12 protein-coding genes and 1 tRNA gene are annotated in these 12,932 nt (G+C 70.9%); 5 read left to right on the top strand and 8 right to left on the bottom strand.

Translation table 11 applies throughout. The features are described 5' to 3' along the window. Window positions 1-46: 46 nt before the first annotated feature. On the bottom strand, window positions 47-343 hold the full coding sequence (locus ACZ63J_RS23340) for a WhiB family transcriptional regulator (protein ID WP_465301171.1): 297 nt from the start codon (window positions 341-343) through the stop codon (window positions 47-49). A gap of 343 nt (window positions 344-686) precedes the next feature. Between ACZ63J_RS23340 and ACZ63J_RS23335 the strand changes: the two genes are divergently transcribed. Further along, the gene (locus ACZ63J_RS23335; protein WP_465403108.1) at window positions 687-2,867 is read left to right on the top strand and encodes a transglycosylase domain-containing protein; all 2,181 of its coding nucleotides are present in this window, start codon (window positions 687-689) and stop codon (window positions 2,865-2,867) included. A 48-nt stretch (window positions 2,868-2,915) separates the two neighbouring features. Here ACZ63J_RS23335 and ACZ63J_RS23330 read toward each other — a convergent pair whose 3' ends face one another. Further along, window positions 2,916-4,634 carry a serine/threonine-protein kinase gene (locus tag ACZ63J_RS23330; protein ID WP_465403106.1) on the bottom strand — a complete coding sequence of 573 codons (1,719 nt, stop codon included), beginning with the start codon at window positions 4,632-4,634 and terminating at the stop codon, window positions 2,916-2,918. A gap of 118 nt (window positions 4,635-4,752) precedes the next feature. Here ACZ63J_RS23330 and ACZ63J_RS23325 point away from each other — a divergent pair, with 118 nt between their 5' ends. Both ACZ63J_RS23325 and ACZ63J_RS23320 read left to right on the top strand, forming a co-directional pair. After that, the gene (locus ACZ63J_RS23325) at window positions 4,753-5,733 is read left to right on the top strand and encodes a metallophosphoesterase (RefSeq protein ID WP_465403104.1); all 981 of its coding nucleotides are present in this window, start codon (window positions 4,753-4,755) and stop codon (window positions 5,731-5,733) included. Window positions 5,734-5,762: 29 nt separating this feature from the next. Beyond that, a tRNA-Pro gene (locus ACZ63J_RS23320) sits at window positions 5,763-5,836 on the top strand. A 52-nt stretch (window positions 5,837-5,888) separates the two neighbouring features. On the opposite strand, the gene ACZ63J_RS23315 is transcribed toward ACZ63J_RS23320, so the two are convergent. Continuing rightward, the gene (locus ACZ63J_RS23315) at window positions 5,889-6,653 is read right to left on the bottom strand and encodes a methyltransferase domain-containing protein (RefSeq protein WP_465333992.1); all 765 of its coding nucleotides are present in this window, start codon (window positions 6,651-6,653) and stop codon (window positions 5,889-5,891) included. A 39-nt stretch (window positions 6,654-6,692) separates the two neighbouring features. Between ACZ63J_RS23315 and ACZ63J_RS23310 the strand changes: the two genes are divergently transcribed. Then, window positions 6,693-8,543: a S9 family peptidase gene (locus ACZ63J_RS23310; protein ID WP_465403102.1), complete on the top strand. Its 1,851-nt coding sequence runs from the start codon at window positions 6,693-6,695 to the stop codon at window positions 8,541-8,543. Between the two features lie 36 nt (window positions 8,544-8,579). Here the strand turns inward: ACZ63J_RS23310 and ACZ63J_RS23305 are convergent, their stop codons facing one another. Both ACZ63J_RS23305 and ACZ63J_RS23300 read right to left on the bottom strand, forming a co-directional pair. After that, entirely contained in the window at window positions 8,580-8,765 is a 186-nt protein-coding gene (locus ACZ63J_RS23305; RefSeq protein ID WP_465333990.1) for a tautomerase family protein, read from the bottom strand. 10 nt (window positions 8,766-8,775) lie between these two features. Beyond that, complete coding sequence (locus ACZ63J_RS23300; protein WP_465403101.1) at window positions 8,776-9,402, bottom strand: TIGR03085 family metal-binding protein; 627 nt, start codon at window positions 9,400-9,402, stop codon at window positions 8,776-8,778. Window positions 9,403-9,475: 73 nt separating this feature from the next. Between ACZ63J_RS23300 and ACZ63J_RS23295 the strand changes: the two genes are divergently transcribed. After that, on the top strand, window positions 9,476-10,537 hold the full coding sequence (locus ACZ63J_RS23295; RefSeq protein WP_465403099.1) for an NADH:flavin oxidoreductase/NADH oxidase: 1,062 nt from the start codon (window positions 9,476-9,478) through the stop codon (window positions 10,535-10,537). Here ACZ63J_RS23295 and ACZ63J_RS23290 read toward each other — a convergent pair. The 3 genes from ACZ63J_RS23290 to ACZ63J_RS23280 form a co-directional block, all read right to left on the bottom strand. After that, on the bottom strand, window positions 10,534-11,913 hold the full coding sequence (locus ACZ63J_RS23290) for a glutamate decarboxylase (protein ID WP_465403098.1): 1,380 nt from the start codon (window positions 11,911-11,913) through the stop codon (window positions 10,534-10,536). The genes ACZ63J_RS23295 and ACZ63J_RS23290 overlap by 4 nt on opposite strands. 73 nt (window positions 11,914-11,986) lie before the next feature. Continuing rightward, entirely contained in the window at window positions 11,987-12,463 is a 477-nt protein-coding gene (locus ACZ63J_RS23285; protein WP_465403096.1) for a Dps family protein, read from the bottom strand. Window positions 12,464-12,500: 37 nt separating this feature from the next. Beyond that, complete coding sequence (locus ACZ63J_RS23280; RefSeq protein WP_465333986.1) at window positions 12,501-12,923, bottom strand: organic hydroperoxide resistance protein; 423 nt, start codon at window positions 12,921-12,923, stop codon at window positions 12,501-12,503. Between the last annotated feature and the right edge of the window lie 9 nt (window positions 12,924-12,932).

Genomic DNA, 12,932 nt, shown 5'->3' with positions numbered 1-12,932 from the left:
CGGCTCAGGTGGCGTGGTCGCTGCGGGACCACGCCACCTGAGCCGGTCAGCCGACTTCGACCCGTTCCAAGGCGTCCCTCTTGGCCGCCTCGAGCAGGTCCGCCCAGCTCCCCACGTCGGGACGGCGGCGCAGCAGGGCCCGCCGTTCCCGTTCGGTCATACCGCCCCAGACACCGAAGTTGATCCGGCCGTCGAGCGCTTCGGCGAGACATTCCGTGCGGACCGGGCAGCCCATGCAGACGGCTTTCGCCCGGTTCTGCTCCGCACCCCGGACGAACAGGCCGTCCGGATCGGCGTCCCGGCAGGACGCGTTGATTCGCCAGCTCGACTGGTTGGTTTCCATACCCCCAGCTCCCTACCCTGGTGTTCGACGCACCAGCGGGGAAAGGCACTGCGCTCCCTGCCCCCGCGAGCGTGTCTCCCTCTGCTCACGTCGGTTACCCGGGCACCTCCCCGGTGCCGGTGCCGCCGTTCGGGCCAAGCGAGCTCCCACTCGCACTAACCCGTCCGACGGCTTTTCTTCGTGAGACGTTGACGGACTGTAGGGGCCCTCGGTTCCCCCCGCCAAGACCTAGGATGCCTTCCGTTACCAGATGTCACCGAAGGGGGTCGGTTTTGTCACTGAATTCACACTTGTGGAGACAGGGCGTCACCGTGGCCTGACCTCGTCCGCGTAGGCTGGCCCCGTGCGAAAAGCGGATGGTTTGTTCAAGCTCATCGGCCTCTGTCTGCTCGCGGGGGTGCTCGTCGCCGGCATGCTCTTCCCGGTCGTGGGGGCCGCCGGCGTCATGTCCAACCAGGCCAGCGAGACGGTCGAGAAGACGTCTTCGGACCTCGCCGACATCCCTCCGCCCCTGGTCACGACGGTCACCGACAGCGGCGGCAAGCCGATCGCCACCCTGTACGACCAGTACCGGCTGCCGATCACCGAGAACCAGATCAACGAAGCCATGAAGTGGGCGCTGGTCTCGGTCGAGGACAAACGGTTCTACGACCACCACGGGGTGGACTGGCAGGGCACGCTGCGCGCGGCCGTCAGCAACAGCACCGGCGCGGACACCCAGGGCGCTTCCACGCTGACGCAGCAGTACGTCAAGAACTACCTGATCAACGTCGTCTACCGCGGTGACCAGGTCGGGCAGAAGAAGGCCCAGGAACAGTCGGTCGCCCGCAAGCTCAAGGAAGCGCGGATCGCGATCCAGCTCGAAACGAAACTGAGCAAGCAGCAGATCCTCGCCGGTTACCTGAACATCGTCGAATTCTCCCGGCAGATCTTCGGGATCGGCGCCGCCGCGCACGCGTACTTCGACACGACGCCGGAAAAGCTCACCGTTCCGCAGGCCGCACTGCTGGCCGGGCTCGTGAACAACCCGATCACCTTCGACCCGTGGAAGCACCCGGACAAGGCCACCGCGCGCCGCAACATCGTCCTCGACCGGATGGTCGAGAACAAGAAGCTGGCGAAGGCCGACGCCGACCGCTTCAAGGGCGAGCCGCTGGGCGTCGTGCCGGACTTCCCGGCCAAGCCGCCGGCCAACTGCATCGGCGCGGGCCCGGAGTCCGGGTTCTTCTGCCAGTACGTCGAGGACTACCTGATCAAGTCCGGGATGACGAAGGACCAGCTCTACACCGGCGGGTACACGATCAAGAGCACGCTGGACGAGCGCGCCAACCACGAGGCGAAGGTCTCGGCCGAGGCGCAGGTGAAGAAGACCCAGCCCTACATCGCGAACACGCTGTCGCTGGTGAAACCGGGCAAGGACCGGCACGAGGTGGTCGCGCTCGCGGCCAACCGCGACTACGGCGGGAACCAGGACGACGGCCAGACGACGTACGCGCTGCCCGCGGGTGTCTACAACACCGGCGGCGCGGGGTCGACGTACAAGATCTTCACCACCGCCGCGGCGCTCGAGAAGGGCGTGACCGGGATCTTCTCGCCGGTGCAGGTGCCCGACTCCTACACCTCGCACGTCTTCACCGGTGGTGGCAACAGCTGCCCGCAGACCGGGCCGCCGCTGCGCTCGCGCTGGTACTGCGTGGGCAACGCCGGTGACTACAGCCGGGTCGCCCAGGGCGCGACGGTCCAGACCGCGCTCGCGACGTCGCCGAACACCACGTTCGTCGAGCTGGAAGACCGGCTCGGCAGCACGGCGCCGGGCATCGACATGGCCAGCCGGCTCGGCATGCGCGACACGATGGCGAGCACGACCGGCGGCGGCACGGTCGACCCGAAGTCCCCGGACGACAACAAACGGCTCAGCCAGGCCCAGGTCTACGGGCCCAACGGGCAGAACCCGGGCTACGGCGCGTTCACGCTCGGCTTCAGCCCGCTGAGCGGCCTGGAGCTGGGCAACGTCGCGGCGACGATCCTGTCCGGCGGCGTCTGGTGCCCGCCGACGCCGATCGCCGGCGTCACCGACCGGAACGGGAAACCGGTCCCGGTCAAGGAAGCGGCGTGCCAGCAGGTCGTGCCGGAGGGCCTGGCCAACACCCTCGCCGTCGGCATGAGCAAGGACGACCAGCCCGGCGGCACGTCGTTCCAGGCGGCCAACAGCGCCGGCTGGGACCGCCCGATCATCGGCAAGACGGGCACCACGCAGGGCAACGTCTCGGCGACGTTCGTCGGCGGCACGCCCCAGCTGGCGGGCGCGGCGATGACGTTCAAGTTCGGCGGCGGCCGAGGCGGTATCTGCGACGCCGGCCCGGGCCGGGTCAGCCTCTGCCCCGGCGGCCGCGACGGCAACATCTTCGGTGGCCACGCCCCGGCCCGGACCTGGTTCGGCGCGATGAAGAACATCATGGACGCGAGCCAGCCGATAATGGACCTCCCGCAACCGGACCCGCAGTACATGGGCGGCGGCCGGTAGCGCCAACGACTGGAGGGGGCCCGCGGGCCCCCTCCGGTCGTTCCGGGGTCAGTTGTCGGGCATCTCCGACAGGATCCCGGTGTTCCACCACTCGTACAGGTCGGCCAGCTCCGCGTTGTTCGTCACCTTGGTCGACAGCAGCACGCCGGCCACCAGGTTCTGCTGCGTCCACACCAACTGGGACGGGCTGCCGACGAAGCACGTCAGGTACTCACCCGGCTTCGGGGCCGCCGCGCGGTAGTACGTGCCCCAGATCTTCGGGTACTTCTCGGGCCGGCACGCTCCCTGCGCGTCGTTGCGGGTGAGGCCCTGCGCCTTGACGATGCTCTGGAAGAACGCGTCCATCGCGGCCGCGTCGGCGAAGCGGAGGAAGCGCGCGCCGGTCGGCTCCGGGAACACCACGTTGCCCGACTTGATGTCCCCGACGTTCGAGCCCTGGCACTCCACCGCGGCGGCCGCGCCGGCGGGCACGGCCGCGTCGACGCACGAGTACTGCTTGTAGATGGCCGGAAGCGCGGCGTACAGCTTCTCGTCGTGCGCCGGCTTGGTCTCCGAAGTGGACGGTGGCGGGCTCGACGTCGTCGGCGGCGGGGCCGACCCCTCGGTGACGGTCGCGGGCACCAGCGGGGGCGTCGTCGGGCTGCCCGTCTGCGACGTCCGGCCCTTCGTCACCAGGTACGTCACCACCAGCGCGACCACCACGATCCCGGCCAAGACGCCGCACACGGCGACCCAGCGGTTGCGCTGGGACTTCGGCGCGGCCGGGGCGACCTTGCCGGGCGCGGGCGGGCCCGTGTACGCCCCGGTCGGCGGACCATACGGCCCGGTCGGGACCGGCGTCGCCCGCGGCGGTGTCATGGGCGGAGGAGCGGCCAGGGTGGGCGGCGGCCCCGGCCGGGTCGGCTGCCAGGCCGGCGCGGGCAGCGTCTTCTGCCACGTCGGGTGCGGAGCGGCCGGCGCTTTCACCGCGGCCCGGACGGCGTCGGCCAGCGCGGCCGCCGTCGGGTAGCGGTCCGCCGGCTTCTTCGCCATCCCGCGTGCCACCACGGCGTCCAGGGCGGGCGGCAGGCCCGGCCGCACCTGCGACGGCACGGGCGGTGACGCGGTCAGGTGCGCGCCCATCTGCGCGGCCGCGCCCTCGGCCGGAAACGGGCGGCTGCCGGTCAGGCATTCGAAAAGGACACACGCGAGCGCGTAGACGTCGACGAGCCCGGTGATCGGCGCGTCGCCGAAGCGTTCCGGCGCCATGTAGTCGAGCGTGCCGATCACGTTGCCGGTGCCGGTGATCGAGGTGCCTTCGGCGGTCATCGACCGCGCGATGCCGAAGTCCACGAGGTACACAAAATCGGCACTCGTGACGAGCACGTTGGACGGCTTGACGTCCCGGTGCACCAGGCCGTCTTCGTGCGCGGCGTCGAGCGCGCCCGCGACCTGCTCGACGATGCCGGCGGCCCGCTCCGGCGGCAGCGGCCCGTCCTCGAGCAGCTCCTTCAGGTCCTTGCCCTCGACGAGGCGCATGTCGAGGTACAGCTGCCCGTCGATCTCGCCGTACGCGTGGATGGGGATCACGTGCGGCTCGCGCAGCCGCGCGACGATCTGCGACTCACGGCGGAAGCGCGCGCGGAAGCCCTCGTCCGCCGCGTTCGGTCCGGACAACAGCTTCAGCGCGACGACGCGGTCGTGCGCCGTGTCGTAGGCGCGGTGGACCTCGCCCATGCCACCGCGGCCCAGCAGGCCCTCGATCCGGTACGGCCCGAACTGCTCCATCGTTCTCCCCAAGCCCCCCGGCTTGCTTCCCGTCTACGGGCCGACGCAAATGCTAATCAAGAGGTTCCCCTTAACGGCGGCGAAGTCATCCAACCGTTGAGCACGTATCCTGGACCCCGTGAGCACGCTCAGTAACAAATCCACGTCGGGGGCGAAAGCGGCACGCCTCGCCGCGGGGACGCTGGCGCTCGGCGCCGCGACGCTCGGTTACGCCGTCGGCATCGAACGGCGTCACTGGACCCTGCGCACCGCCCAGCTCCCGGTGCTGGCGCCCGGGTCGCGGCCGTTCACCATCCTGCACGTCTCGGACCTGCACATGCTGCCGAGCCACCACAGCAAGCAGCGCTGGGTCGCCGCGCTCGACGAGCTCGAACCCGACCTCGTCGTCAACACCGGCGACAACCTTTCCCACCGGCAGGCCGTCCCGTCGGTGCTCCGGGCGCTCGGCCCGCTGCTCGACCGGCCCGGCGTGTTCGTCTTCGGCAGCAACGACTATTACGCGCCGAAGCCCAAGAACCCGGCCCGGTACCTGATGCCGAAGGGCAAGAAGAAGCGCATCCACGGCGTCCAGCTGCCCTGGCGCGACCTGCGCGCGGCGTTCGTCGAGCACGGCTGGACGGACCTGACCCACGTCCGCCGCACGATCGACGTCGGCGGCCAGGCGGTCTTCGCGGCCGGCGTCGACGACCCGCACCTGCGCCGCGACCGCTACCCCGACATCGCGGGCCCGGCCGACTCCGGCGCGGCCGTCCGCATCGGCGTCACGCACTCACCGGAGCCGCGGGTGCTCGACACGTTCGCCACGGACGGTTACGACCTCGTCCTGGCGGGCCACACCCACGGCGGCCAGCTCCGGCTCCCGGGTTACGGCGCTTTGGTCACCAACTGTGAGCTGGATCGCACCCGCGCCCGCGGCGCGTCCCGCTGGGGAGCCCACATGTGGCTGCACGTCTCGGCCGGCTTGGGGACGTCGCCGTGGGCCCCGGCCCGGTTCGCGTGCCCACCGGAAGCCAGCCTGTTGACGCTGGTCCCGCGCGGGTCGGGGGCCGGGGAACCGCGTAAGGCGGCCCGCCGAAAAGCCCGCGACACCGTCCGCTAGACTTCTCCACGACCCGTTAAGCAGTACCTCGGGGTGTGGCGCAGCTTGGTAGCGTGCCTCGTTCGGGTCGAGGAGGTCGTGGGTTCGAATCCCGCCACCCCGACGAGTAAGAGCCGGTGTCTTCGGACACCGGCTCTTCTGGTTTCCGGAGGGGGTCAGCGGGTCGCCGTCACCTCGACCCAGCATTGGGTGAAGTCGCCGTCGCCGCCGCGGGTCCACATCCAGGCCGAACGCGCCGCGCTCGCCAGCTGGTCCCGGTCGCGGCCCGGTTCCGCGATCGCTGCCTCCAGGCGTGCTTCCACGTACTTCGCCAGGTCCCGGTAGCTCATGTCTTCGCGGTAACGCGCTCTTGAGACCACCTCGGTGAAGCCTGCTTGGGTACATTGGTCCGCTATCACTCGGCCGGCGAACGGGTTTCCGCCTGCCTGGCGGCGCAACAAATAGTGCCCTCTCAACGCCGCGTCCACGTTTGCTGTCTTGGGGCGGATCCGGGCTTTGCTCCAGTCCGAAGTGGACAGAGCGAGGCGGCCACCCGGTTTCAGGACCCGGTGGAGCTCCGCCAGCGCGTCCAGGGGGCGGGCCAGGTGCTCGAACAACGCGTGGGAGAACGCCACGTCCACGCTCGCGGAAGCGAACGGGAGGTCGTAGGCCGACGCCACCAGGAAGTCCACTGTGGACCGGCCGGCGCGGCGGGCCAGCGCGCGGGCCATCGCCACCTGGCCCGCGTCGAGGTCGACGCCCGCCACGCGGGACTCCGCCGCGAGCCCCAGCGTGATCGAGCCCGGGCCGCAGCCGAGGTCGACCACCCAGGCGCCCGGGGTGAACAGGGGCTGCGCGAACGTCGCGCGCTCCGCGGCGGTGCGCGCGGACATCATCGAAACCGCGTCTCGCCCGTAGCCCGGCGCGTAACCCTCCAGCACCCCGCACACAGTACGGCCAGAAGGTGGCAGGATCGAGGGGTGAGCACGCAGTCAGCCAACCAATATCCGCCCGCGGTGGTCCCGGACCGGCTGTTCGACGAGGCCGAAGCCGAAACCCGCTGGCGCGCCCGCTTCCACGCCCCGCGCATCTCCGTGCCCGACTGGGCTCGCGACGCCCCCGACTCCAACGTCTACGTCTCCAACTCCAGCGGTGTCTGGGAGGTCTACGCCTGGGACCGCGCGACCGGGGAGCACCGCCGCGTCACCGACCGGCCCAACGGCACCATGCACTCGACCCCGTCCCCGGACGGCGAGTGGATCTGGTGGTTCGACGACACCGACGGCGACGAGTTCGGCTCGTGGGTGCGCGAGCCGTTCGCCGCGACCGAGGGCAGCAAGCCCGAGAAGGCCGTGCCGGACGTCCACGACGGCTACCCGGCCGGCCTCGAGATCGGCGCGAAGCTCGTCGCGATCGGCGTCTCGACCGACGACGGCAGTGAGCTCTTCGCCCGGATCGACGGCGAAACGCACCGCTTCTACAACCACGCGGACGACGCCGGCATCGCGTCGCTTTCGCGCGACGAGAGCCTCATCGCGATCTCCCACTCCGAACACGGCGACTCGCGCCACCCCGCGCTGCGGGTGCTCGCGACCGACGGGTTCGGCACCGTTTCCGAGAAGTGGGACGGCGAGGGCAAGGGCCTGACCGCCCTCGAGTTCTCCCCGCTGCCCGGCGACCAGCGCCTGCTGGTGCTGCACGAACGCCGGGGCCGTGAAGAGCTGCTCGTCTGGGACGTCCGCGAGGACACCGAGACGGAGCTCGAGCTCGACCTGCCCGGCGAGGTCGTCGCGGGCTGGTACCCGGACGCGCGCGCCCTGCTCGTCGTGCACTTCCACGAGGGCCGCAGTTCCTTGTACCGCTACGACCTCGACACCGCCGAGCTGTCCTCTGTGGACACCCCGGCCGGCCGGATCGGCGGCGCCGGCGTCCGCCCGGACGGCACCGTCGAGTACTCGTGGTCGAGCGCCGCCGAGCCGGCCGCGGTCCGCGCCCGGACCACCGACGGCACGGACTCCGTGCTGCTCGAGCCGCCGGGCGAGCGCGCGCCGGGATCCGAGCCGATCACCGACGCGTTTGTCGAAGGGGTCGGCGGCCGGATCCACGCGCTGGTCTCCCGGCCGTCGGGCGCGCCGGAAGGCCCGCTGCCGACGGTGTTCTCCCTGCACGGCGGCCCGCACGCGGCGGACGAGGACCGCTTCTCGGCCTACCGCGCCACCTGGCTCGACGCCGGGTTCGCCGTGGTCGAGGTCAACTACCGCGGCTCGACCGGCTACGGCTCGGCCTGGCGCGACGCCATCGAAGGCCGGCCCGGGCTGACCGAGCTGGAAGACGTCGCCTCGGTGCACGACTGGGCCGTCCAAAGTGGACTCAGCGACCCGAAGAAGTGCGTGGTGAACGGCGCTTCGTGGGGCGGTTACCTGTCGCTGCTGGCGATCGGCACGCAGCCGACGCGCTGGGCGGCGGCCGTCGCCGGGGTGCCGGTGGCGGACTACGTCGCCGCGTACGAGGACGAGATGGAGCAGCTGCGCTCGTTCGACCGCGCGCTCTTCGGCGGTTCGCCGGAGGAGGTGCCGGCGGTGTACCAGGAGTGCTCGCCGATCACGTACGTCGACGCCGTGACGGCGCCGGTGCTCGTGCTGGCCGGCGACAACGACCCGCGCTGCCCGATCCGGCAGATCGAGAACTACCTCGACCGCCTCGGCGGCCGCGAGCTGCACCACGAGTTCTACCGCTACGACGCCGGCCACGGCTCGCTGGTGATCGCCGAGACGATCAAGCAGACCTCGATCGAGGTCAACTTCGCCCAGCGGGCGCTCGGCCTGCGCTGACGCACTCGCCGGGAGGCCGCGCGGCCTCCCGGCGGGTCAGCGTTCGGAGTGCAGGACCCCGCCGGTGGCCCAGTGGTCCGCGCCGATCTCGACGAGCGTCACCTGGACCCCCTCGGGCTTGCCGCCGCAGGTGCGGATGAAGGCGTCGGTCAGCTCCCTGACCAGGGCGCTCTTCTGCGCGGGCGTGCGGCCGGGGAACATCGAAACACTGATCATCGGCATGGCGCACAGCCTAGAGCCCCCGCTTGACCGCCTGAAGCTTCGCGGCCGCGGCCGGGTCACCCCGGAAGTCGAGGTTCACGGCGTCGCGGCCGAAGACGAACAGCAGCAGGTCGACCGGGTCGCCGACCACCGTCACCGGGTCGGGCCCGGTCTTGACCGCGGCCTCCTGGCCGTCCGTGGTCCGGAGGGTGACGCCGACCGGCGACTTGCGGAGGTTGAGCTTCGCGGCGCCCTTCGCCGAGCGCCACGCCGTGGCGTCCCGGGTGGGGTCGGCCGGGCGAGGCTTCCAGTCCGGCTGCGCACGGCGGACGTCTTCGTGGTGGACGAGGAACTCCGCGCCGTTGGTCAGCTCGTCGAGCGGGCCGATCGAGGTGGGCCAGAACTTCGACGGGCCCCGCCGGACCTGCTCGACCAGGACGCCCCACGGCTTCGCGGCGTAGCGGTCCTGGACCTTCTGCGTGTACCCGGCGAGCGCGGGCACCATGATCCCGGGCGCGGCGTCGGGCCGGTGCTCACGCACGACGAGGTGCGCGGCGAGGTCCCGCGTGGTCCAGCCTTCGCACAAAGTCGGCGCGTCGGGCCCGAGGTCTTCGAAGAGCGAGCTCAACGCCTGGCGTTCGTCAGCAGCGACACCCATGTGGTCGACGTTACTCGCCGGTACCCGCCCTGGCGACGGGAAGAGACGGCGGGCACGTGCCGTTGATCGAGAGGTGAGCCGACTCTTCAGCCCCATCACCGTCCGCGGCCTGACCCTGCCGAACCGCGCCTGGGTGTCGCCGATGTGCCAGTACTCCGCGACCGACGGCGTGCCCGGCGCCTGGCACCTCGTCCACCTGGGCCAGTTCGCCACCGGCGGCGCCGGGCTCGTCATGACCGAGGCGACCGCGGTGGTCCCGGAAGGCCGGATCAGCCCGCAGGACACCGGGATCTGGAACCAGTCCCAGGCCGACGCGTGGCGGACCGTCGTCGACTTCGTGCACGGCCAGGGCACGGCCATCGGCATGCAGCTCGGCCACGCCGGCCGCAAGGGCTCGGCGCAGCGGCCGTGGGAAGGCACCGGCAGCGTCGCGACGCAGGACGGCGGCTGGCAGAGCGTCGGCGCCGACGCGCAGCCCTTCGGCGCCTACGCCCCCGCGCGGCCGCTGACCACCGACGAGGTCGGCGCGCTCCCCGCGGCCTTCGCCGAAGCGGCCAAGCGGGCCGTCGACGTCGGGTTCGACCTGCTCGAGCTGCACTTCGCCCACGGTTATCTGGTCCACCAGTTCCTGTCCCCGCTGTCGAACACCCGCACCGACCGCTACGGCGGCGACTTCGAGGGCCGCACCCGGCTGGCCCTCGAGATCGCCGACGCCGTCCGCGCGACGACGGACGTCCCCCTCTTCGCCCGGCTGAGCGCCACCGACTGGACGGAGGGCGGCTGGACGCTCGACGAGTCCGTCCGGCTCGCGAAGCTCCTGGCCGAGCGCGGGATCGACCTGGTCGACACGTCGTCCGGCGGCAACACCCCGAACCCGGACATCCCGGTGGGCCCGGGTTACCAGGTGCCGTTCGCCGAGCGCATCCGCACCGAGGCGGGCCTCCCGACCGGCGCGGTCGGCATGATCACCGACCCGCACCAGGCGGAGGAGATCATCGAGAAAGGCGAAGCGGACGCGGTGTTCCTGGCCCGCGCCCTGCTGCGCGACCCACACTGGCCCCTGCGCGCGGCGAACGTCCTCGGGGCGGATGTCCCCTGGCCGAACCAGTACGCCCGCGCCAAGTCCTGGCGTTAGTGATGGAAAGCGGTCGCCTTTGTCGGGTGGCCGCCTTCCTTCTCCAAATCCGCGACCACCCGAGCCAGGTCCCCCAGCAGCAGGTCCGCGAGGTCGTGCGTGAAGCCGTTGCGGACGACGATCCGCAGGACCGCCAGATCCGTCCGGTTCGCCGGGAACGTGTACGCGGGCACGAGCCAGCCGCGCTCGCGCAGCCGCCGTGACACGTCGAAGACGTCGAAGCCGGCGTCCGCGCGGGTCGTCACCGCGAACACCGGCAACTGGTCCCCGCGGGTCAGCAGCGAGAACGGCCCCAGTTCCGAGATCCCCGACGACAGGTGCGTCGCAACGTCGCGCGAAGCCTGTTGCACTGCGCGGAACCCTTCGCGGCCGAGCCGGACGAACGTGTAGTACTGGGCCGCAACCTCGGCGCCCGGGCGCGAGAAGTTCAGCGCGAACGTCGGCATGTCGCCGCCCAGGTAGTTCACGTTGAACACCAGCTCGGACGGCAGCGCGGCCTGGTCGCGCCAGATCACCCAGCCGACACCCGGGTACACGAGCCCGTACTTGTGGCCCGACGTGTTGATCGACGCCACCCGCGGCAGCCGGAAGTCCCACACCAGGTCCGGGTCGAGGAACGGCGCGATCATCGCGCCCGAGGCGCCGTCGACGTGCACCGGGATGTCCCACCCGGTCCGCGACTCCAGGGCGTCCAGCGCCGCGGTGATCTCCGCGACCGGCTCGTAGCTGCCGTCGAAAGTGGACCCGAGGATCGCGACCACGCCGATCGTGTTCTCGTCACACCGGGCCACGGCTTCGTCGGCCGTGAGGTGGTACCGGTCGCCGTCCATCGGCACCAGCCGCGGCTCGACCTCCCAGTACTCGCAGAACTTCTCCCAGCACACCTGGACGTTCGCGCCCATCACCAGGTTCGGCTTCCCGGTGCGCCCGAGCTTGGACCAGCGCCGCTTCAACGCCATCCCGGCGAGCATGCACGCTTCGGACGAACCGGTCGTCGAACAGCCCATGATCCCGGTGGGGTCGGGCGCGTGCCACAGGTCGGCGAGGATGTTGACGCAACGGCGCTCCAGCTCGGCCGTCTGCGGGTACTCGTCCTTGTCGATCATGTTCTTGTCGACGCACTCGGCCATCAGCTCACGCGCCTGCGGCTCCATCCACGTCGTGACGAACGTGGCGAGGTTGAGCCGCGCGTTGCCGTCGAGCATCAGCTCGTCGCGCACCAGCTGCAGCGCCGTGTCCGGCGGCAACGGGTCGTCGCGCAGCTTGTCGTGCGGCATGACGAACCCCGCCGCCAAGGCCGGGTTCGCCCCGGCGTAGAGCGGGTTCGTGCCGCCGGCGCGGTCCGGGCGGCCGGTTTTCCCCTGATGCAAGACCATGCCCCCGAACGTACTGAGCCCGGCAACGCGAAAGGGGCCGTCCCGTCCGGAACGACCCCTTTCGCGCGAAAAATCAAGCCTGCTGGGCCTGCCACATCCAGTGCGCCTCTTCGAGCGCGCGGGTGATCTCGATCAGCAGGTCCTGCGTCACGAGGTCACTCTTGTCCGTTTCGTCGATGCGGGCGCGCAGCCGCTCGATGAGCACCGCGAGGATGTCGACGATCGCGGCGACCGTGGACTCCACGGACTGCCAGTTGTCGGGGTACTCGGGCACGCCCGAGCTCTCGACGACGGTCTTCGCCTTGCCGTTCGGCGAGACGCCGATGGCGTTGGCGCGCTCGGCGACCTCGTCGACGTACTGGCGCGCGGTGTTCACGAGCTCGTCGAGCTGCAGGTGCGCGCTGCGGAAGTTCGAGCCGACGACGTTCCAGTGCGCCTGCTTGGCGATCAGCGAAAGGTCGACCAGGTCCACCAGCGTCGCCTGCAGGGCGTTGCCGGTGATCTCCTTGTCGGCCTCGGAAAGCGGGCTCTTGATCGGAGACTTGCTCATCTGGCGGTGATCCTTCCTTCGTGCCGGCCCGAGGGGGTCAGACGGTGGCGGAGAGCGCGACCTCGATGTTCCCGCGGGTCGCGTTCGAGTAGGGGCAGACCTGGTGGGCCTGCTCGACGAGCTGGTCGGCCTGGGCCTGCTCGAGGCCCGGCAGCGAGACGTTCAGCGCGACCCCGAGGCCGAACCCGACGTCCTGCTTGAGCACGCTGACCTCGGCGGTGACGGTCGAGTCGTTCAGCGTCACCTTGGCCTGGCGCGCGACCAGCTGCAACGCGCTGTGGAAGCAGGCCGAGTAACCGGCGGCGAAGAGCTGCTCCGGGTTGGTCTTGTCCCCGCCCGGGCCGCCCATCTCCTTCGGGATGGCCAGGGACTCGTCGATGACGCCGTCCGAGGAGGTCACCTCGCCGTTGCGGCCGTCGCCGCGCGCCGTCGCCACCGCCGTGTAGATCGCCTGACCCATGCTCTGCCT

It is taken from the genome of Amycolatopsis sp. NPDC104863, from assembly GCF_055582965.1.
The sequence above is the reverse complement of the archived record's forward strand: the minus strand, read 5'-3'. Positions and strand labels throughout refer to the sequence as shown.